The sequence below is a fragment of the Fulvimarina fulva genome, from assembly GCF_039652615.1.
GTDB lineage: Bacteria > Pseudomonadota > Alphaproteobacteria > Rhizobiales > Rhizobiaceae > Fulvimarina.
The window spans coordinates 321,632-341,276 of record NZ_JBDJAC010000003.1 but is presented as its reverse complement, the minus strand read 5'-3'; the positions used below and the strand labels follow the sequence as shown (position 1 = coordinate 341,276).

Sequence of the window (19,645 nt, the reverse complement as noted above, 5' to 3'; positions counted from 1 at the left end):
TCGCCGCCAGGTCCGCAAATACCAAGATCAAAAAATCTTCTTCTTCACAACAAACAAACAAAAGCCCCGGCCATAAACCGGGGCTTTTACGCGTCTCAAAACCACAAAAAGAAGTGGCGGGAAAGCCGCAGACCGCGAAGACGACCGCTGCCCAGCCACAGACGTCATCTGCGATCCGCTATCGCGCGCAAAAACGGGTGGTCCCCTTTGCGTGCCGGTGCGATTCTCCTCCAACAAGGAGAATTATGCCATGCTGCGACTGATGACCGATCCACTCGAAACACATGCGACCGCTGCCGGCACCGCCTTGGCGGGGAAGGGGGGCGCAAGCGATCCATCCGCGCCGCACCCGACATCGGATTATGACCTCGTGCGCCGGACGATCGAAGCCGTTTCGCTCACCTATCGTCAACAACCCAGCCTCGCAGAGCTTGCCGAGCAACTCGATGTCGACCAGGCGCTGATTGCTGCGACCTTCCAGCGCTGGTGTGGCCTCTCTCCGAAAGCCTTCCTGCAGGCGGTAACCCTCGACCATGCCAGGCGTCTGCTCGGCGAGGGAATGCCGTTGCTCGATGCAGCCTTCGAGGTAGGGCTCTCGGGCCCCTCGCGCCTCCACGATCTGTTCGTCAAGCATGAGGCCCAGTCACCGGGTGCCTTCAAGGCGAAAGGCGAGGGCCTGCAGCTCCTCTATGGCTATCATCCGACCCCCTTCGGCACATCGATCGTGGTCGCGACCGAGCGCGGGCTTGCAGGCATCGGATTTGCCGACGACACCCCGGACAGTCGCGCAGATGCGCTCGCCGACATGCGTCGGCGCTGGCCGAAAGCAAGCTTCGTTGAAAATTGGGAAGGGACAAGGCCGCTGGCTGAGAGGGTGTTCAGCCCCCATGCCTGGCGCTCCAATCAGCCGCTCCGCCTCGTGCTCATCGGAACGGATTTCGAAGTCAGGGTCTGGGAAGCGCTGACGAGAATCCCGTTCGGTGGGGCGACGACCTATTCGGACATCGCCGGTGAAATCGGCGCACCCAAGGCTGCGAGGGCCGTGGGGGCCGCCGTGGGGCGCAACCCGATTTCCTTTGTCGTACCCTGCCACCGGGTTCTCGGAAAAAGCGGGGCCCTGACCGGTTATCACTGGGGCATCACTCGCAAGCGCGCCATGCTGGGCTGGGAGTCCGGCGTCCTCGCCAGGGAATAGGGCCGCCCGCTGAAACCCGTCAGCGCGGCAAGGGGCCTATCCTCGTCCGCGGTAGGTCGGAACGCCCTGATCCGGCAGGAAGATGCTCTCGGGTGCCGGTCCGGTCTGCCAGAAGACGTCGATCGGAATACCGCCGCGCGGATACCAGTAGCCGCCGATTCGCAGCCAGCGAGGCTCAGTTGCCTCCACGATTCGTTTGGCAACCATCACCGTGCAGCTCTCGTGAAAGGCGCCATGGTTGCGAAAGCTCGTCAGAAAAAGCTTGAGCGATTTCGATTCGACCAGACGTTTTTCGGGAACGTAGTCGATCACGAGATGGGCGAAATCCGGCTGCCCGGTGACCGGACAGAGCGATGTGAATTCCGGGCAGGTGAACCGAACGACGGTCGGCGTTCCATCGCCCGTGTCAAAGGGCACGGTTTCGAGAACGGCTTCCTCCGGCGAGCGGGGCGTATCGGAGTGACGGCCGAGCTGGGACAGGGTGCTGGTGTCGGTCATGTCGGTGGATCGAACCTTCGCGTTTTTTCCAGTCTGTGAACCCGAGCGCTCTTTCTGCGGTGCGCTGCGGCTTTCAAGATGCGATCTCTATAGAACGCGGCTTTCTTCCGCACTCAAATCGAAGGGCGCGCGGCAGGAAAAACACCGATCATGCAGAAATCCTCTCATTGCTTCCTGGATCTTTGAACTTGCGGACGCTCGGCTGCCTCACGATACCCCCAGTGGAGGCCAACGATCATCTTGGCGGCCGGACCGGAGGCTGTCCTCGAGACAGGCCAACCCATCTTGACAAGACGTTCGCCCTTGTCTCGAACGGGAAGAGGACGATGTCGATCTCAAACCCCATGCTGTCTTGCATGGCATAACGCATGACGCGAGGGATCAAGGTGTCTCATTATCACGAACATCGATCGGAGGGCCGATGAAAAAGGTATATGGCAGCGCGAGCGAAGCGCTTGAGGGATTGCTTCATGACGGGATGCTGATCGCTGCTGGCGGTTTCGGCCTCTGCGGCATTCCCGAACTGCTGATTGCCGCCATCCGCGACGCGGGCACCAAGGATCTGACGGTCGCCTCGAACAATGCCGGCGTCGACGGCTTCGGTCTCGGCGTGCTTCTGGAATCCAAGCAGGTGAAGAAGATGATGTCGTCCTATGTGGGCGAGAATGCCGAGTTCATGCGCCAGTATCTGTCGGGCGAGCTTGAACTCGAATTCAACCCGCAAGGGACCCTTGCCGAGCGTATGCGTGCCGGCGGCAGCGGCATTCCGGGCTTCTACACCAAGACCGGCGTCGGCACCCTCGTTGCAGAGGGCAAGGAAGTGAAGAGCTTCGACGGCGAGGACTATATCCTGGAGCGCGGCATCGTCGCCGACCTCTCCATCGTCAAGGCCTGGAAAGCGGACGACACGGGCAATCTCGTCTTCCGCAAGACCGCGCGAAACTTCAATCCGCCGGCGGCCATGTGCGGCAAGGTCTGCGTGGTGGAGGTCGAGGAGATCGTGCCGCGTGGCAGCCTCGACCCCGATCACATTCACCTGCCCGGCATTTACGTGCACCGCCTCATTCAGGGCGAGCATGAGAAGCGGATCGAGAAAGTGACGACGCGCGCGAGGGAGGAAGCCTGATGGGCTGGGATCGCAACCAGATGGCCGCCCGTGCGGCGAAGGAACTCGAAGACGGCATGTACGTGAATCTCGGCATCGGCATTCCGACGCTGGTGGCGAACTATGTCGGCGACAAGGACATCACGCTCCAGTCCGAGAACGGCATGCTGGGCATGGGACCCTTTCCTTACGAGGGCGAGGAAGACCCCGACCTGATCAATGCCGGCAAGCAGACCATCACCGAATTGTCGCGCACGGCCTATTTCGACAGCGCGATGAGTTTCGGCATGATCCGGGGCGGCAAGATCGCGGCGGCGATCCTCGGCGCGATGGAAGTGGCCGAGAACGGCGATCTGGCGAACTGGATGATCCCCGGCAAGCTCGTGAAGGGCATGGGCGGCGCGATGGATCTGGTCGCCGGTGTCGGCAAGGTCATCGTCGTGATGGATCACCAGAACAAGGCCGGTGAATCGAAGGTGCTGAAATCCTGCACCCTGCCGCTGACCGGCACGGGAGTGGTGGACCGGATCATCACGAATCTCGGCGTGCTGGACGTTGTCGAGGGCGGCTTGAAGATCGTCGAACTCGCCGATGGCGTCTCTGAAGACCAGCTGCGCGCCGCCACCGAGGCGACCATCGTCTGAGGGCCATGACGAATTTTGCCGACGGCCCTTTAAAAGCGCGGCTTTCGAAGGTCCGTCGGCACTATCCGAAAAATCTGCAACCGTTCGGCATCACGCTCTATGCGCCCATCGCTGCCGACCGTTGAGACGATCCTGTCTGCCCGCCGCTATCTGTACGCCGCGACATCTCGTTGATGAGGACGCGCATCTGGCGGATCGCTTCGGCGGGCCGGGCATCGACCGTCACCGCGATATGCATGAGGTCGCGATTGACGCTCAGTCTTGTCGGCTCGCTTGATGTGCCGACGAACGCCATGTTCCAGTTTTCGAAAAGCCGCGCCTTGGTCAGCTCCAGCTCGATGACCTTGATTTGCTTGTGCCGACGATCGGCGCTGATGGCCTCGAAGACTGTCTCGATGTGCGATGCAGGCCCTTCGAGGGCTTGAATGAACGTTCCGTTCGCGTAGAGAAGCGCGCCGGTCAGTTCGCGTTTTCGGTTGTTGTCCCGCGACCTCTCGACGATATGCGAGATAGCTCCGCCGGCGCCATCGGCATGGTCGTCCAACTGGGCAATGCTGGTGAAGAGGAGGCGATACATAGTTGTCGATCCTTGCGTAAATCAACCCACGATGGCGAAGGGCACCGCCGCTTTGGCGGCGCAGCATCAGGCGGAACGAGGTTCCTGAGACGGGGCACGATGCCGGCTCGTCGCCTCCTGGCCCGGTCCGTCACGCGGCGGCCTCGCTCGACCGGTCGCTTTGGAACAGGCGCGTGACGTCATCATAGGGAATCGGCTTGCTGATCAGATAGCCCTGAAGATGGTCGCAGCCACCAACCCGCGTGAACGTCTGCTGCTCGTGCGTCTCGATGCCCTCGGCCGTGATCTTCATGCCGAGGCTCTTTCCGAGCTGGGTGATGGCCTGAATGATCGCGAGGCTGTCCGGGTCGCTTGGTATTCGCGAAATGAAAGAGCGGTCGATCTTGATCCGGTCTATCGGGAAGCGGTGCAGATAGCTGAGAGACGAATAGCCCGTGCCGAAGTCATCCAGGGAAATGAAGACGCCGAGAGCCCGGATTTCGTTGAGAACGGCCAGGGCCTGCACATCGTTGCCGATCAGGGAGGTCTCGGTGATTTCGAGTTCCAGCCGATGAGCCGGCAGATGAAACTCCGACAGCGCGCTTTTGACGATGCGGGCAAGGCGGCGGTCGACGAGCTGAATCGGCGAGAGGTTGACGGCCACGGTCAGGTGCGCCGGCCACGTCGCGGCTTCCTGGCAGGCTTTTCTCAAGACCCAGCTTCCGATCTCTCCGATCAGGCCGAGCTCTTCGGCAAGCGGAATGAACACCGCCGGCGAGAGCAATCCCCGTTCAGGGTGCTGCCAGCGAATAAGGGCTTCCGCACCGGTAAAGGCACCTGTCTTCGCGTCGGTCTGCGGCTGGTAATAGACTTCGAACTCTTGGCGGATAACCGCCCTGCGAAGATCCGCCTCAAGGGCGCGACGGGCTTGGATCTCGCTCGACATGGAGGGTTTGTAGAACTGATATGTCGATCGACCGGCCGCCTTTGCGGCGTAAAGAGCGACGTCGGCGTTCTGGGTAAGTTCTTCGGGTGTTGCACCGTCGTTCCCGACCGTTGTGACCCCGACGCTCGCTCCAAGCTCGATCACATGCCCCTGAACGATGATCGGGCGCGACAGGATTTCGACGATGGCGTCGGCACGGTTGCGCAGCTTGGCCTCGTCCGCGCCATCGCCGCAAATAACGACGAATTCATCGCCTCCGAGCCGCGCCAGCAATTCGCCATCGCATAGAAGCTTGCGCAGCCGCCCCGCGAGGCGGGTCAGAACGATATCGCCGACCGAATGGCCAAGCGTATCGTTCACCGGCTTGAAGCGATCGAGATCGATCATCATCAGGGCAAACCGCTCGCCGGTGCCGAGGCGAAACCTGTCGCATCGCTCGCTCAGTGCCTCCTTGAAGAACCGCCGGTTCGCGAGGCCGGTCAGTTCGTCATGGGTGGCGATATAGATCAGCTCCCTCTCAGACTCTTGGCGCGAGCGATCGTCGATCAGATGGCTCGACAGACCCGTGAAAACGATCAAGAGGGCGACGACGGCGATGCTCATCGCCATCGCGCCGAAAGCTTCGGCATCGGCGCCGACAGAAACTCCCAGGATCGGGGAAACCTCGAAAGCGGCCATCCCGGTGAAATGCAGGGATACGATCGCCAGGACGAGGGTTCCGACCGCGGCCGTGGTCCGGTGGCGTTCGAGGGGCGCGCTTTTCAATGTCATGATCCATGTCGTTGCCATCGAAAAGACAAGCGACAGGGCAATGGCCGCACCAAGATAATCCGGATGCCATGTCACGATGCCATCGACGCGATAGGCGAACATGCCGACGAAATGCATGGCGGCAACCGTAAGGCCGAGTGTCGCGCCGCTCAAAGCGCGAGCGATAACGGGATTACGGGAGGCCGACAGCCAAAATCCGAGCGCGGTGCCGAGAATGGCGGTGACAATGGAGATGATCGTCAATTGCGGATCGAAGGTGACCGCCGCCGGTGGTTCGTAGCCCAGCATGGCGATGAAATGGGTGGCCCAAATCGCCGCGCCCGCCGTCACGGCGGTGAGAAAGCACCAGTCCAGATGGCTCCGGCCCGAGGCGATCAGCGATCTCTTCCAAAGCCTGACCGTTGCAACGGATCCGATGAGGCACATAGCGGCGGCCAGAAAAACGAGCCATGGATTATGCTCGGTGAGTAGACAACTGACGACACGCATGCCTGCCTCTTGACGTGAACCGGATTTCGACCGCAGGCAAACCTGTTAACAGTCAAAATCCTAAGAGACTGTCTCACGACGGCCATGATAGCGAAGAAGAGCGCCGATCAGATTGTCAGTTGTTAAACAACGTAAATCGTAACTTCATGCAAGGAATGTTATCGTCGATGATGCGGCGGCTTCCTGTTGTTGAAGCCGGTTTCCTCGTCTGGAGTAACAGGCGATCAGCAAGAAACCACACGTCGCTTTGCTGCTTCGTCTTGTCTCATGATGGTATCCGAAGCCTCAGAGGAAAACCCGTCTGATCGCTTCGCCGATGCCGGATTGCCAGATCGCTTATGTGCCGCAGGCGTGTGGCGGACGAAAAGCCGTCCGGCGGTCTCTGATCGAGAAAGCCAAGTCTATCGCAAGGACGGACCGCCGGTCACTTCTACATCGACCGTCATGCCCGCGAAACTGTCGCTTGAACCTTGGAAACTGCCGGAGACCGGCATGACCTGATCGATGTGGCGGGCCACCGCGACCGGAATGAGATTGAATCCGCCGACCGACCGGTTCGTCGGATCGAAGACGATCCAGCCCGAACCCGGAACATAGACCTCGGTCCAGGCATGGGTGGACCCGCCGCCTTCCGAACCGATGGCGTCACCGAAGGGATTGTAGAGGTAGCCGGAGACGATCCGCGCGCCGAAGCCGAGGCAGCGTACCGCATCGGTAAAGAGCACCGCGAGGTCGCGACATGATCCCCAACCACGTTGGAGCGTCAAGAGCGGGGACTGGGTCCCTTCCTCTTCCCGGGACTGATAGGAAACGGCGTTCGAGACGCCGGTGCTGATATCCTTGAGAAGGCTCAGCGTATCGGTGTTCGGCCGATGGACAAACCCTTCGGCCCAGGCCCGCAGCTTGTCCGCGTCCGGATAGGATGGTGATGACAGCATGCCGAGGTCAGCCCATTCGGCATCTGAATAGCGGAACGGATAGGAGATGGCCGAGGGTTCAATGGCGAAGATCGGCCAGGCCGGCGCACTCAGTTCCAGATCGAGGGTGCTGACGACAACGAGGCGATCCGTCATGCCGGAAAAACTGGCCGTGGCGATCGTATTGCCGAAGACATCCTGGGTAAAATTGATCCGGGCGTCGGGCGAGACCTGCAGCTCGGCTCCGAAGAGATGAAGTTCGTGGCTTTCGCGGGGGCGCAACATCATCCGGTGCGCGTTCAGCCCAACGGCCTGATGGTATCGATAGGCGGTTCGATGCCTGATGGTGAGGTGCAGGGGCGGCGCCGAACCGATCATGAGCGTGTCGCGCTGTTCATCGCAGGTTCTCGATCAGGTCGCTGTCGACGTCGTCGCCGTCCTTGCCCTGAATGATGCTGACATCGCCCGTGGTCTCCAGAACGACGTAGCGGACATCGGCGAGACGTCTTACGCCTGCCGCGCGAAGTTTCGCGCGCACATCGTCCTTCGAGACCCTGCTCCCGCCCATCGCATCCTCGCGGTAGACGCCGTCTTTCATCAGGATCAGCGGCTCGTTTTCCATTGGCGAACTCGCGCCGCCCCTGGAGCGGCGATAAAGGGCGAGGGCCACCTGAAGGCCCATGAGCGTGGCGATCGCGATCAGAGCCTGGATGAAGGAGGGCCAGTGATTGACCGTGCCGGCGCTTGCAAGAAGCGAGCCTGTGGCGAGGGTGATGACGAAGTCGAAGGAGGTCATCTTCGAGAACGAGCGCAGACCCACCAGTCGGACGAGGACGATGATGAAGGCGAGAGAAACGGTGCCTAGAAGGACACCGCGAATGACGGCGTCGAGAGGTTCGGGAAGACCAAACAAGGGCTGCTCCTGCTGTGACTTGAAGGAAGAGTGAGGAGAGAGTTTGCGTTCCGAACCCGATCAGGGGAAATGCCGGTCATTCGGCATTCCTTTGGCGGGACTTCAGTTCCTGCGAGCCTGTCGCGGCGCGGTGGACGGTTTGAAAAGGCGAGGAACGAGCGGCCAACGGTTCGTCGCGCACGGATCGGTGCTGTCGAACGCGCCCCTGCGGTGCCGGTCCTCGCCCTTGACGGTCGTCTTATCAGGCCTGCGCGTGGGCGGTCCTGGCGCTCTCTTCTCGTTCGCTGGCCCGGTCGGCCATTTCCTGCCAGGCTTTCTGGGAGGTCAAGATCTTTTCACGAACATTGGCAAGAGTGGACGATCCCGCCTGTTCGCCGCATTCCTCAGCCCTCAAACGGTAATAGCTGCTATCGATCGGTCGGTTCATCGGGACACTCCTTTGGACGTTCTGGCAGGCGGATGGCATTGGCGAGATCTTCAAGATCCATACGGGCGGAACGCCGCTCGGAACTCGTCTGTGGCGCCCCTGATGGGCGAATTCCGGGTTTGTCATCCGGAGACTTGTTGTCGTTCATGACCAATTCCTTCACAGCCTGTTCCCGGAAAATGCCTAACGAACGGGCCCCGCGACGCTGTCGCCGAAACCCCCATCACTCTCGCTGGAAGCCGTAGGGCGGTGATGGAAAGACCTTTGCCCCTCGCGTGCGGGCCTGAAGCGAAAACGCCCGATCACCGAGGGGCGCTGTCCGTGCGATGAACGATGGCATCGTCCGACGGGCGGCGACAGGGACAGAAGGAAAACCATTTTTTCTTCTGCCTTATTAACTGGTCTTCGATCCGCGTCTTGCAATACCAGAGGATCATAAAAGAAGTTCAATTTCTGGATTCGGTTCATATTCAAGTTTTGTTGGGCGATTCGACGCGGCAAAATCTCGAGGGCTGCCTCCGGTCCATTGGGCTTTCGGTCGTATCCGTTTGTTTCAATTATCCTTTGCGTGGATTGGCGCGCGTAATTTTCTTTGCCGCGCATTTGACAGGCACAGATTTATAGGGCCACAACATAGCGTGCAGCGGTGTCCCGGACGTGACTGGTGTCATGCGCGATGCGTGTAGTCTCGCACCATTCTGTCGAGGGACGCTCATGAAACAACATGCTGCCTCTGCACCGGTCGCTGGCGCGCAAGGCGATGGCTTGTCTGCGGACGCCGAACGCCGTGCCGAAGAGGGCGCGTCGGAGCGCGAGCTTCGCGAGCACAACGAAACCCTCGAAAAGCAGGTCGCGACCCAGTCCGCCGAGAAAGAGCGGATCTGGCAGCTGAGCGGCGACATGCTGGGCGTTGCCGGCGCCGACGGCGTGTGGATCTCCATCAACCCGGCCTGGACACGCATTCTGGGCTGGTGCGAGGACGAAATCATCGGGCGCACTTCGGAATGGATGGAGCATCCGGACGACCGGGCCAAAACCAGGTCCGAGATCGTCCAGCTCGCCGACGGTTTGCAGACCTTCGAATTTGAGAACCGGTTCCGCTCGAAGGACCGAGGCTATCGGACGCTTTCCTGGACCGCTGTCCCGGAAAACGGGCTTCTTTATTGCGCGGCTCGCGATGTCACCGATGAGCGCCGTCAGGCCCAGCTCGCGATGGAAAAGGCCGCAGTACAGGCCCGGAACTGGCGCTACAATCCCGATCTGTTGTCGGTGATCGACATTCCGAGCGGGACGTTCGATCGCGTGAACCCTTCATGGACGGCAACGCTCGGCTGGGAGGCCAGCGAGATAGAGGGGCGTTCCTATAAGGTTTTCGTCCACTCCGACGACCTCGACGCCAGTGCAAGCGGTCTGGAGACGCTCCGCGCAGGCAACCCGTTGCTGCGCTTCGAGAACCGCTACCGAACGAAGTCGGGAGACTGGCGGCGGCTTTCATGGGTCGCATTGCCCGAAGGCGACAAGCTGTATTCGAGCGCGCGCGATATCACCGCCGAGACCGAACAGGCCGCGGCCTTGCTCGATGCGAACGAGCTTCTTGCCGCCAAGGAGCGCTCCGAGCAGCAACAGCGCGAACTCCAGAACGAGATGGCGCACCGCATCAAGAACACGCTTTCCATGGTCAAGGCGATCGTCTCGCAGACGATGCGGCACGCATCCTCGATGGAGGAGGCGGGCGTGACGATCGATCAGCGGATCGGAGCCCTGTCCAATGCCCAGGATCTCCTGCGGCAGACCACCTATGCCAGCGCGACGATCCACGACGTCGTTCAAAGCGCGCTGAAGGTGCATCTGGAGCGAAGCGACCGGGTGACGCTCACCGGTCCTCGGCTCGATCTTCCCTCCCAGGCGGCGCTCGGTCTTTCGCTCGCCCTTCACGAACTGGCCACCAATGCGGTGAAATACGGCGCGTTGGCCAAGGAAGAGGGCCACGTCAACATCTGCTGGGGGCTGGAAGAGGGGGGAGCGTTCTGGTTCGAGTGGCGCGAACAGGGCGGCCCCGACGTGATCGAGCCCGCGCGCAAGGGATTTGGCTCCCGGCTTACCAACCAGATCGTCCCGTCCTATTTCGATGGTAGCGGCAAGACCGAATTCGAGCCCGCAGGCCTTTCCTATCGTCTGAACGGTCGTCTCCCCACAGAAATCCCGGAACGCTCTTCCGAGGAAGCAGGATCAGAACGTGGACATTGAGATGACCGGCAAATGCGTTTTGATCGTAGAGGACGAGGCGCTGATCCGCGCCGATGCCGTCGACATGGTCGAGGACGAGGGATTTACCGTCTGCGACGCGTCGAACGCGGACAAGGCGCTGAAGATCCTCGATGCGCGCGACGACATCGGCATCCTCTTCACCGATATCGACATGCCCGGCGAGCTCGACGGCCTGGATCTTGCCCGCATTGTCCGCAATCGCTGGCCGCACATCGCGATCATCATCGTGTCGGGGCATTCGAGTCTTGCCGATGACGAGGTGCCGAATGGCGGCGTCTTCTTCTCCAAGCCCTATCTGCGCGCGACCATCCTCAATGCTTTGCGCAAGGCGGATCGGAGAATGAAAATCTGAGGCGCTTTCCGTTTGGCTCTGACAGGTTGTGCGATAGAATAAATGCTGTGCCTCCTTGTAATTGGCCGACGCTTGGCGTAAGTAAGGGATGTCGAACGACGGCCGGATCTATTGGCCTTTCGCCGCTGAAGCGGCGTCTAGTTGAAATCTTTCCCGATATATCGATCTACAACGGTATACGACGAGCGTATGCCGGACTGACTTTGTTTATGAAAAGGGTATCCCATGACGACGGGAACCGTGAAATTCTTCGATGCCCAAAAGGGTTTCGGCTTCATCTCTCCGGATAGCGGCGGCCAGGACGCCTTTGTTCACATCAGCGCCGTCGAGCGTTCGGGCCTTTCGGGCCTTTCTGAAGGTGACAAGGTGAACTACGAGCTCGCCGCCGACCGCAAGAGCGGAAAAATGGCTGCCGAAAACATTTCGATGGCCTGACACGAAGCACGATTGCGCTTCGGTCGCACGCGACAGGCTCAGAGCAACTCAGGTCGACCACGGATGTACTGGCGGCTTGAGAAGCTTCAAAGCCTCACACTGCGACTTTTGAAGCATGCTCGCTTCTCGCCCCGCACCCTGAAAAGGTTGCGGGGTTTTTTTGTTCAAACCACCGTCATCGCGCATCTCCATCGTGCCGCAGCACCGTCGTCGCGCCGTAGACGGTAAATGCGCTTGGACTTTCCGCGACTGTCCCGAGTTCGGTGCCGCCATCGCTGCGATCGCCGCAATCGATTTCTGGCCGTTCCTCTGCCGTCCTTTTCGTTAGAGCGTTTTCCGATCACGCTGCATCGTACCCGGCGGCTTTGAAGTAGTTTGCGCACTCATCAGGCTCGAAGCGCAGCAGGAGCGATCCGACCGTGCGCCATAGTCCGTCGACGGTCCGTTCGGCGCAGGCTCGAAGCAGCGCCTTCAGTTTAGAGAAGGCCATCTCGATCGGGTTGAAGTCGGGACTGTAGGGCGGAAGAAAGCGAAGGTAGGCACCGGCCTTCTCGATCGCTTCGCGCACGCCTTCAGCCTTGTGAGCCGGAAGGTTGTCCATGACGACGATGTCGCCAGGCGTGAGCGTCGGCACCAGGACCTGTTCGACATAGGCTCGGAAGGCAACGCCGTTCATGGCACCGTCCAGAACCATTGGTGCCGTCATGCCGGTCAGCCGTAGGGCACCGGTGAACGTGGTCGTCTTCCAATGCCCGTGTGGTACTCCTGAGCGGCATCGTTCGCCTTTCGGTGAGCGGCCGTAACGCCGAGCCATCTTCGTGTTCAAACCCGTTTCGTCGATGAAGACGAGCCGCTCGGGATCAAGGTCGAGTTGGCTGTCGAACCAAGTCTCTCGCCGTTTCAGGATGTCCGGGCGATCCTGTTCGCTCGCATGCGCGGTCTTTTTTTCCACGTGATGCCGCGCCGATCGAAGAACCGCCACAACGTGCCAACGCCGACCTTCAGTCCGCGCTCGTCGGCCAGGCGCTGCTGCATCTCGTGAAGCGTGATATCGTCAGCCTCGTCGATCAGAGTGAGGAGAAAGTCGGCTTCCGCCTCGACCCGGCCCGACCGACGGTCGCCGCCCATCGGCAGCGGATCGGATCGGCCCGAACGGTCCTGCGATCGCCAGCGTACCGCCGTCGCAATCGCGATCCCGAACCGCTCGGCCGCAGAATGCGTCGTTGCGCCCTGTCGCATCGCCGCCAAAACCCGATGTCGAAGATCGATCGATAATGCCCGTGCCATCGCTGCCTCCCTTTCGGTCAACAGCTTGAATCACGAACTGCGATCAGACTCTACCCAGTCGGAAAACGCTCTAGAGCACCGGGCGTGAAGTCTGAATCGAGGGGTTCTGTTTTGGCGTAGATTTTGATCTCCTGGTGGTGGAGGTGCGCCATGGGAAAATCAGTTTCATCAGATTTGCGGCTTCGGATCGTTCGGGGCATTGGGGCAGGCAGTTCGCGTCGGGCGATGGCGGCGCGGTTTGAAGTAGCGCCGTCGACGGCGGTTCGAGTTCAGGCCCGTTATGCGGCAACGGGATCGGTGGCGCCGGCCAAGCAAGGTCGCCCGAAGGCATCTGGGAAACTTGCTCCTCATCATGACGCCATCATCGACAAAGTGAAGGCCAAGCCGGATATTATCATGCCGGACCATGCCGGACCTTGCCGCCTGGCTCGAGGCGCAGCAAGGGGTGACGGTCGATCCGTCGAACCTGTCCAAGCTGCTCTGCCGGTCGGGGTTCACCTATAAAAAAACGCTGCTGGCATCGGAGCAAGGACGCTGCGATGTGAAAGCGGCCCGGCGTGAATGGCGTGATCGCCGCCAGCCCTTCATGCGCCGGCAGCCGGGGCGGCTGGTGTTCATCGGCGAAACCAGCGTGAAGAACAACATGACGCCGCTGCGCGGCCGCAGCGTTCAGGGCGAAAGGCTGCGGGCCGACGCCCCCTTCGGCAGGTGGCAAACGCAGACTTTCATCGCGGGGCGGCGCTGTCATGACCTGATTGCGCCGAGGGTCATCAACGGGGCGATGGACGGCCCGGCTTTCGATGTCTACGTGCGCACCCAACTGGCGCCCTGCCTGTCGCCAGGCGACGTCGTGATCATGGACAATCTGAATGTCCACAAAAGCCCTCGGGCTGCCGAGGCTCTTGCCAAGCGCGACGCCTGGCGCCTCTTGCGACCGAAATACTCGCCGGACCTGAACCCGATCGAAATGGCTTTCTCAAAGCTCAAAACCCTTCTGCGAAAGGCAAAGGCAAGAACTTCGGGCGACCTCTGGCAAGCGCTCGGTGAACCGCCCCGGCTTTCCCGGAGACCTCACTTTCTGAGAGAATGGGGTCATCATGACGACGAAACCGACATCGAAGAGATATTCGCCGGAGGTCCGGGAACGGGCTGTCCGCATGGTTCGGGAGCATCAGGGCGACTACGCTTCGCAGTGGGAGGCGATCGCCTCGATTGCGGCGAAGATCGGCTGCTCGGGCGAGACGCTGCGCAAGTGGGTGCGTCAGGCCGAGCGTGATCGAGGCGTGCGGGCCGGGCAGACGAATGCTGGAATTATCTCAAGGCCGAAGGCTATGTTGCTGATTAGTCGCCCGACGCTCTAGTGCTATCTATTCGGCGAACGACAGTGCGGTGGCCTTCGGGTTCGGCAATTTCGTCAACGCCGTCGCGCTGGCCAACCTGTCCTTTGCCGGCTTCGCCGTGATCGCGAATGCCGGAGGGAGCGTCAAACACAGTGCGGTCATCGCGAAGGCGATCTTCATCTCGAACCTGCTGGTCGGCGCCGTTTACGTCGGGCTCGATATCGCCGTCTTCGGCAGCATCGACCTGTCCACCATCGAAAGTGCCAAGGATCACGCCCTGGCCGCCGCCGCCCGGCCCGATCTCGGGGCCGCGGGCTTCTTGATCATCGGCCTCACCGCGATGGTTTCGACCATGACCAACATCAACGCCAACATCTTTTCCGGGTCGAACACGATCGGCTTCATGGCGCGGCACAACGAGGTGAGCCCGGTTCTGGCGAAGCCCCTGTTCCTGCGCGAGGGCAACATCGCGATGGTGGCCACGGTCGGCATCGTCATCGTGATGATCCTGACCCTGGATCTTTCCCAGATCGGCGATGTCGCCAGCGCGACCTTCCTGATGGTGCATACCTTCGTTCCGCTGGGTGCTGCCATAAAGCATAGGGCCCCAGGGGCTGCCACCTGATGCTTTTATGGGTTGGAACGCTCACCAATGGTGGTTTGCTTGTTTTCTTCCTGCGGCATCTCACCGGCAAGCATGACCTGGACATCTATGTCTTTGCTGGGGTCGTGCTGTTCGCCCTGCTGTTTACGGGGATCAGCAGGAAGATTCTCGGCGAGGTCAGGATCAAGCCAATTCACGGGCGAAACGACGGGGCCGGCGGTTCCGCACCCCGAAACCTTTGAGTGCGTGCGGCTTCAGGGCTTGATTTTAGTGCTCTTGCGGCGCAACAAATTTGTATCGGACTCGTCTGATGCGGCAAGAATAAGGCGGCCTGATCGCTGCTTTTGCAACCTTAAGGCGATGAGGCGAAAGGAAGACCGTGTCGAAGAGGGTGGCGAACATCATCGTCGATGTCCGGCGAAGGGCAGGGGCATCAACCCAGGCGACTATGGAGAGGTTTGTCGGACAGGAATGGATCCATCGGTCAATTCATAGGGCCGGCGCTATCAGACGATTTCGATGCGTGGATTTTTGAAGCACACATACGCCCTGCCGCGGGCTTTTTTCGCGAGGGGCAGCGGCAGTCCGGACCTGAAAGAAGGCTTCCGGATCTTGGCAACTCTCAGAACAAATCTGGCGGGGATAAACTCTATGGTGTGGGCCAAGATAGGCGCCGGCTTCTTGCTTGCATGGATGACTTCGGATGCCTTCGCGGCCACGGACGCTCTCCAGCAGAGCTTTATCCAGCCGATGGGGCCTGTTGCCGAGGAGCAATTCACACATCTCATTCGGGTGACGTTGATTACGATGATCGTGATCCTGCCCGTGCTCATCGGCGTACCCCTTATCCTATGGCGCTATCGGTATTCGAAGCCGCGCGGCGAATACGCACCCAACTGGGAATTTTCCGCGAAGCTCGAATACGCCCTTTGGGGGGTGCCGGCAGTGATCGTGATCGTGCTGTCGAGCTGGCTCTGGTACGCTACCGCAAAGCTCGACCCTTACGATCCGCTGGGACCGGCCCCATTGCAGGTCCAGGCGATCGGCCTCGATTGGAAATGGTTGTTCATCTATCCCGAGGAAGGAATCGCGACCGTCGGGGAGCTCGTCGTTCCTGTCGGGCGTCCGGTCGAGCTGACGCTGACGACCGACACCGTCATGCAGAGCCTGCTGATCGCTCCGCTGACCGGGCAGATCTACGCCATGCCGGGAATGACCACCAAGCTGAACTTTTCCGCCACGAAGGCTGGCAATGCGGAAGGCGAGAACACGCAATTCAACGGCGACAGTTTCGGCCGGCAAAAATTCACGGTCCGCGCAGTCGAGCCCGCTGACTATACGTCGTGGGAAACGCGCGCCGAAAGCGGACTGACACTTGACGAAAACACCTATGCCATCCTGCGCCGGCGAACGGTGCTGGCGGAGGCTCGCGGCGACCTCGGTCTCGAGGAAACAGCTGTGCCGATTGCCATGACGCTGGCGCAGAAGGACATCTTCCAACAGATCCTCGCAAAATACCACCGGCCCGGAAACGCGCCCGCGAGCGATCGCTGGGGTGGTATCGGACTGCCCGAGGGCAGCAAGAAGGAGGCCGGGGAATGAACACTGAAACCAGCTGGATCTTCGGCAATCTCAACTGGAATGTGACGCCCTATACCGATCTTTTCCAACACGTGAGCTCGAGTACCCTCATCGGAGCCGGGGCGGCCAGCATACTGGTTCTCGGCGCCATCGCCGCAGTGGCGGTCCTCACCTGGATGCGCTGGTGGGTGCCTTTGTATCGCGACTGGCTCACCTCGCCGGACGCCAAGAAGATCGGCATCATGTATATCGCGCTCGCGCTCGTCATGCTGGCACGCGGCATCATCGAAGGGTTCGTGATGCGCGCCCATCAGGCGACCGCGCTCGGCACGCTGGCGCAGCCGGAAAGCGGCCTCGTCGCACCCGATCATTTCGCCCAGCTGTTCAGCACGCATGGCACGATCATGATCTTCTTCGTCGCCATGCCGCTCCTGATCGGCCTCATCAACTTCGTCCTGCCGCAACAGCTCGGCGCCCGCGACATGGCCTTTCCTGTGCTCAATCAGGTGAGCCTCGGCTTGACGGCGGCAGGGGCCGCGCTGGTCATGATCTCGCTCGCGGTCGGCCAGTTCGGCACAGGCGGCTGGACCATGTATCCGCCCTATACCGGCAAGGTCTACAGCCCTGGCGAAGGGGTGGATTACTGGCTCTGGGCGATCCTGATATCAGGCATGGGGTCGACGCTGACGGGCATGAATTTCGCCGTCACCATCTTCAAGGAACGCGCGCCTGGCATGCATCTCATGCGTATGCCGCTGTTCTGCTGGACCTCGCTGTGCGTCGCCATCATGCTGATCTACGCCATGCCCGCGCTCACCGTATCGAGCGGAATGCTGGCGCTGGACCGCTACGCCGATTTCCATTTCTTCACGAATGACGCCGGCGGCAACATGATGAACTATGCCAACATCTTCTGGATGTTCGGCCATCCGGAAGTCTACATCCTGATCCTGCCGGCCTTCGGCGTGTTTTCGGAGATCAGCTCCACCTATTCGGGCAAGCGCCTCTATGGGTATACCTCACTGGTGATCGCCAGCATGAGCATTGCGGTGATCAGCTTCACCGTTTGGCTGCATCACTTCTTCACCATGGGGCAAAGCGCGAGCGTCAACATCGCCTTTGGTATCGCGACCATGATCATCGGCATCCCGACGGGTGTGAAGATCTACGACTGGATGGCGACCATGTGGCGGGGCCGCGTGCGGATCACCGCACCGATCGTCTACCTGGTCGGCTTCTTCCTGCTATTCGTGATCGGGGGACTGACGGGTATCATCCTCGCCAATCCGACGATCGACTATCAGGTCCACAATACGACGTTCCTCGTCGCCCATTTCCACAATGTGATCATCCCGGGCGTACTCTACGGAATGCTGGCGGGCATCCATTACTGGTTCCCCAAGGCGTTCGGCTTCCGTCTCGACGAGACATGGGGACGGCGAACCGCCTACCTGTTCGTGGCCGGTTTCGTCTTCACTTTCACGCCGCTTTACGTGATGGGCCTGATGGGTCTGCCGCGACGCTCGCCCACCTTCCAGGACCCGGCTTTCATGCCCTGGATGTATATCGCGGCCTTCGGCGCCGTGCTGATGCTGTGCGCTTTGACGAGCATCTTCTGGACGTTCTGGACCAGCTACCGCAATCGCGAGGCTCTGGCCGTGCCCGGCGGCGATCCTTGGAACGGCCACAGTCTGGAATGGTCGAGCCCCGCGCCCGTTCCGGAATGGAATTTCCCGCGGATTCCGCAGGTGCGGGCGCGCGACGACTGGGCGGAATCCAAGCGCACGGGCGATGCCTGGAAGGCACCTGAGAAATACGTCGATATCGAAATGCCGGCCAACACGTCGCATGGGCTGCTGATCGCGATTGCGGCCTTTGCCCTCGGCTTTGCCATGGTGTGGCATATCTGGTGGCTTGCGATTCTCAGCTTCCTCGCCATTCCCTGCATCGTTGCGGTGCGCGGAATGCGCGTCGTCAAGCCGAAGATCATTCCGGCTGCGGAGGTGGAGGCCGAGGATCGCCGATTCCGCCAACAAGTCGCAAGCCTCGCCCCCGCAAAGCGGGCCGACGAAGAAACCGAGCGCAATCGCGGCGTTCCCGAACTTGCGGAGTTTGCAGGATGACCAAGGGCGGTCTTTATCCCGGCCTCAACCTGGGCAAGAAGCATGGCGAGGCCGATGCTCAGGCGGAGACCACCGTGTTCGGTTTCTGGGTCTTCCTGATGAGCGACCTCATCGTCTTCGGGATCCTCTTTGCGTCTTATGCCTCCTACCTCAATCCGATCGGAATGTCGGGCGGGCCGGGCCCGAACCAGCTGTTCGACATCACCAGCGTTTCGCTGCAGACGGCCTTCCTGCTCGTCGGCGGTATTTCCTATGCTGGCGTGTCATTGGCGCTCAAATACCAGAAGGGTTCCGGCCATATCATCGCCTGGCTGCTGGTGTGTATCCTCTTCGGCGCGGGCTTCCTGTACTTCGAGGTCACGGACTTCATGACCCAGGCGAGCCTGGGCGGCACGCCGCAGGTCAGCGGTTGGCTCAGTTGCTACTGGTCGCTGGTGGGCTTGCACGGAATTCACGTCTTTTCCGGCATTCTCTGGATGTTCCTGATGATCGGGCAGATCCTGACGCGTGGCCTCGACGACATCGTCAAGGTCCGGCTGTCGATGCTGGGTGTGTTCTGGCATTTCCTCGACCTCATCTGGGTCGGAATCTTTTCCTTCGTCTTTCTGGTGCCACTCGCATGACCAAGCCAAATACCGGAGAACTCCACCACGAGAGCGAGGCTGACGACATCAGGACCTACGCCACGGGTTTCGTCGTCAGCCTTCTTTTGACCATAGGGGCGTTCGCCGCCTTCCTGGCAGACCTTCCGACAACCCTGACGATCGTGTTGATCTGTGTCGCGGCCGTGCTGCAGATCATCGCGCATCTGCGGAATTTTCTGCACCTCGGCATCTCAGCTGGCCAATCGCGTGAGGATCTCCTGCTGGTGTTGTTCTCGGTGAGCCTGCTGGCGATCATGGCGGGCGGCACCTGGTACATCATGACCGATCTCAGCGGACGGATGCATCAAACGATGGGCAGCGGCGCGCCGATGCATGACATGTCCACGCACTGATACCGCCGGACGAATGAATTCACCCGTTGGTTCAATCCACGCCCGGCAAACGGCTCAAACGCCGCTCGGGCTGCCGACGACCCATGAAACCGATGGTTTCAAAGGTCCGCCGGTATGATACGGCCTCCGGCTGACACGGCCGGGCTCTCGTATCAAGACGCGCGCGTGGCGGATTGGGTGTTCGATCCGGCAGGTCT

Annotated in this window: 20 protein-coding genes and 2 pseudogenes; 15 read left to right on the top strand and 7 right to left on the bottom strand. The window is 60.7% G+C overall.

From position 1 onward, the window contains the following. Both ABDX79_RS07105 and ABDX79_RS07100 read left to right on the top strand, forming a co-directional pair. The coding region (locus ABDX79_RS07105; RefSeq protein WP_346219574.1) for a hypothetical protein at positions 1-263 on the top strand (263 nt) is incomplete at its 5' end. Beyond that, positions 251-1,195, top strand: coding sequence for a bifunctional helix-turn-helix domain-containing protein/methylated-DNA--[protein]-cysteine S-methyltransferase (locus tag ABDX79_RS07100; protein WP_346219573.1), 945 nt, complete (start codon positions 251-253; stop codon positions 1,193-1,195). The genes ABDX79_RS07105 and ABDX79_RS07100, both read left to right, overlap by 13 nt. A 36-nt stretch (positions 1,196-1,231) precedes the next feature. On the opposite strand, the gene queF is transcribed toward ABDX79_RS07100, so the two are convergent. Further along, positions 1,232-1,693: a preQ(1) synthase gene (gene queF, locus ABDX79_RS07095; RefSeq protein WP_346219572.1), complete on the bottom strand. Its 462-nt coding sequence runs from the start codon at positions 1,691-1,693 to the stop codon at positions 1,232-1,234. Positions 1,694-2,114: 421 nt separating this feature from the next. On the opposite strand from queF, the gene ABDX79_RS07090 reads away from it, so the two are divergent. After that, positions 2,115-2,819, top strand: coding sequence for a CoA transferase subunit A (locus tag ABDX79_RS07090; protein ID WP_346219571.1), 705 nt, complete (start codon positions 2,115-2,117; stop codon positions 2,817-2,819). Beyond that, positions 2,819-3,442, top strand: coding sequence for a 3-oxoacid CoA-transferase subunit B (locus ABDX79_RS07085; protein WP_346219570.1), 624 nt, complete (start codon positions 2,819-2,821; stop codon positions 3,440-3,442). Before ABDX79_RS07090 ends, ABDX79_RS07085 begins: the two co-directional genes overlap by 1 nt. A 97-nt stretch (positions 3,443-3,539) precedes the next feature. Here ABDX79_RS07085 and ABDX79_RS07080 read toward each other — a convergent pair whose 3' ends face one another. The 5 genes from ABDX79_RS07080 to ABDX79_RS07060 all read right to left on the bottom strand — a co-directional run bounded on the left by ABDX79_RS07080 (position 3,540) and on the right by ABDX79_RS07060 (position 8,461). Beyond that, positions 3,540-4,019, bottom strand: a complete 480-nt coding sequence (locus tag ABDX79_RS07080; protein ID WP_346219569.1) for a BLUF domain-containing protein — start codon at positions 4,017-4,019, stop codon at positions 3,540-3,542. A 130-nt stretch (positions 4,020-4,149) separates the two neighbouring features. Next, positions 4,150-6,204 (bottom strand): putative bifunctional diguanylate cyclase/phosphodiesterase, encoded by a 2,055-nt coding sequence (locus ABDX79_RS07075; RefSeq protein ID WP_346219568.1) that lies wholly within the window; start codon positions 6,202-6,204, stop codon positions 4,150-4,152. A 401-nt stretch (positions 6,205-6,605) separates the two neighbouring features. Then, positions 6,606-7,499 (bottom strand): transglutaminase family protein, encoded by an 894-nt coding sequence (locus tag ABDX79_RS07070; protein WP_346219567.1) that lies wholly within the window; start codon positions 7,497-7,499, stop codon positions 6,606-6,608. Positions 7,500-7,515: 16 nt separating this feature from the next. Next, positions 7,516-8,034, bottom strand: coding sequence for a DUF421 domain-containing protein (locus ABDX79_RS07065; protein ID WP_346219566.1), 519 nt, complete (start codon positions 8,032-8,034; stop codon positions 7,516-7,518). 241 nt (positions 8,035-8,275) lie between these two features. Next, positions 8,276-8,461, bottom strand: a complete 186-nt coding sequence (locus tag ABDX79_RS07060) for a hypothetical protein (RefSeq protein ID WP_346219565.1) — start codon at positions 8,459-8,461, stop codon at positions 8,276-8,278. A gap of 714 nt (positions 8,462-9,175) precedes the next feature. On the opposite strand from ABDX79_RS07060, the gene ABDX79_RS07055 reads away from it, so the two are divergent. The 3 genes from ABDX79_RS07055 to ABDX79_RS07045 all read left to right on the top strand — a co-directional run bounded on the left by ABDX79_RS07055 (position 9,176) and on the right by ABDX79_RS07045 (position 11,516). Then, positions 9,176-10,708, top strand: a complete 1,533-nt coding sequence (locus tag ABDX79_RS07055) for a sensor histidine kinase (protein WP_346219564.1) — start codon at positions 9,176-9,178, stop codon at positions 10,706-10,708. After that, the gene (locus ABDX79_RS07050; RefSeq protein ID WP_346219563.1) at positions 10,698-11,081 is read left to right on the top strand and encodes a response regulator; all 384 of its coding nucleotides are present in this window, start codon (positions 10,698-10,700) and stop codon (positions 11,079-11,081) included. The genes ABDX79_RS07055 and ABDX79_RS07050 overlap by 11 nt, the downstream gene beginning before the upstream one ends. 225 nt (positions 11,082-11,306) lie before the next feature. Then, positions 11,307-11,516, top strand: a complete 210-nt coding sequence (locus ABDX79_RS07045; RefSeq protein ID WP_346219562.1) for a cold-shock protein — start codon at positions 11,307-11,309, stop codon at positions 11,514-11,516. A gap of 340 nt (positions 11,517-11,856) precedes the next feature. Here ABDX79_RS07045 and ABDX79_RS07040 read toward each other — a convergent pair. Continuing rightward, a protein-coding gene (locus tag ABDX79_RS07040) for an IS630 family transposase (protein WP_346219561.1) occupies positions 11,857-12,803 on the bottom strand; the annotation gives its coding sequence in 2 pieces (ribosomal slippage) (positions 11,857-12,467 and positions 12,467-12,803; 948 coding nt in all). A gap of 406 nt (positions 12,804-13,209) precedes the next feature. Here ABDX79_RS07040 and ABDX79_RS07035 point away from each other — a divergent pair. The 8 genes and pseudogenes from ABDX79_RS07035 to ABDX79_RS07000 all read left to right on the top strand — a co-directional run. Next, positions 13,210-13,785: pseudogene (locus ABDX79_RS07035) on the top strand (IS630 family transposase); the annotation flags it as partial. 115 nt (positions 13,786-13,900) lie between these two features. Further along, positions 13,901-14,104 (top strand): annotated as a pseudogene (locus ABDX79_RS07030) (transposase); the annotation flags it as partial. A gap of 88 nt (positions 14,105-14,192) precedes the next feature. Continuing rightward, entirely contained in the window at positions 14,193-14,768 is a 576-nt protein-coding gene (locus ABDX79_RS07025) for an APC family permease (RefSeq protein WP_346219560.1), read from the top strand. Continuing rightward, entirely contained in the window at positions 14,768-14,989 is a 222-nt protein-coding gene (locus tag ABDX79_RS07020) for a hypothetical protein (RefSeq protein WP_346219559.1), read from the top strand. Before ABDX79_RS07025 ends, ABDX79_RS07020 begins: the two co-directional genes overlap by 1 nt. Positions 14,990-15,428: 439 nt before the next feature. Beyond that, positions 15,429-16,349, top strand: a complete 921-nt coding sequence (locus ABDX79_RS07015) for a cytochrome c oxidase subunit II (protein WP_346219558.1) — start codon at positions 15,429-15,431, stop codon at positions 16,347-16,349. A gap of 17 nt (positions 16,350-16,366) precedes the next feature. Continuing rightward, positions 16,367-18,451, top strand: a complete 2,085-nt coding sequence (locus tag ABDX79_RS07010; protein ID WP_463671129.1) for a cbb3-type cytochrome c oxidase subunit I — start codon at positions 16,367-16,369, stop codon at positions 18,449-18,451. Further along, complete coding sequence (locus tag ABDX79_RS07005) at positions 18,448-19,074, top strand: cytochrome c oxidase subunit 3 (protein ID WP_346219556.1); 627 nt, start codon at positions 18,448-18,450, stop codon at positions 19,072-19,074. Before ABDX79_RS07010 ends, ABDX79_RS07005 begins: the two co-directional genes overlap by 4 nt. Next, complete coding sequence (locus ABDX79_RS07000; RefSeq protein ID WP_346219555.1) at positions 19,071-19,448, top strand: cytochrome o ubiquinol oxidase subunit IV; 378 nt, start codon at positions 19,071-19,073, stop codon at positions 19,446-19,448. Before ABDX79_RS07005 ends, ABDX79_RS07000 begins: the two co-directional genes overlap by 4 nt. The last annotated feature ends 197 nt before the right edge of the window (positions 19,449-19,645 follow it).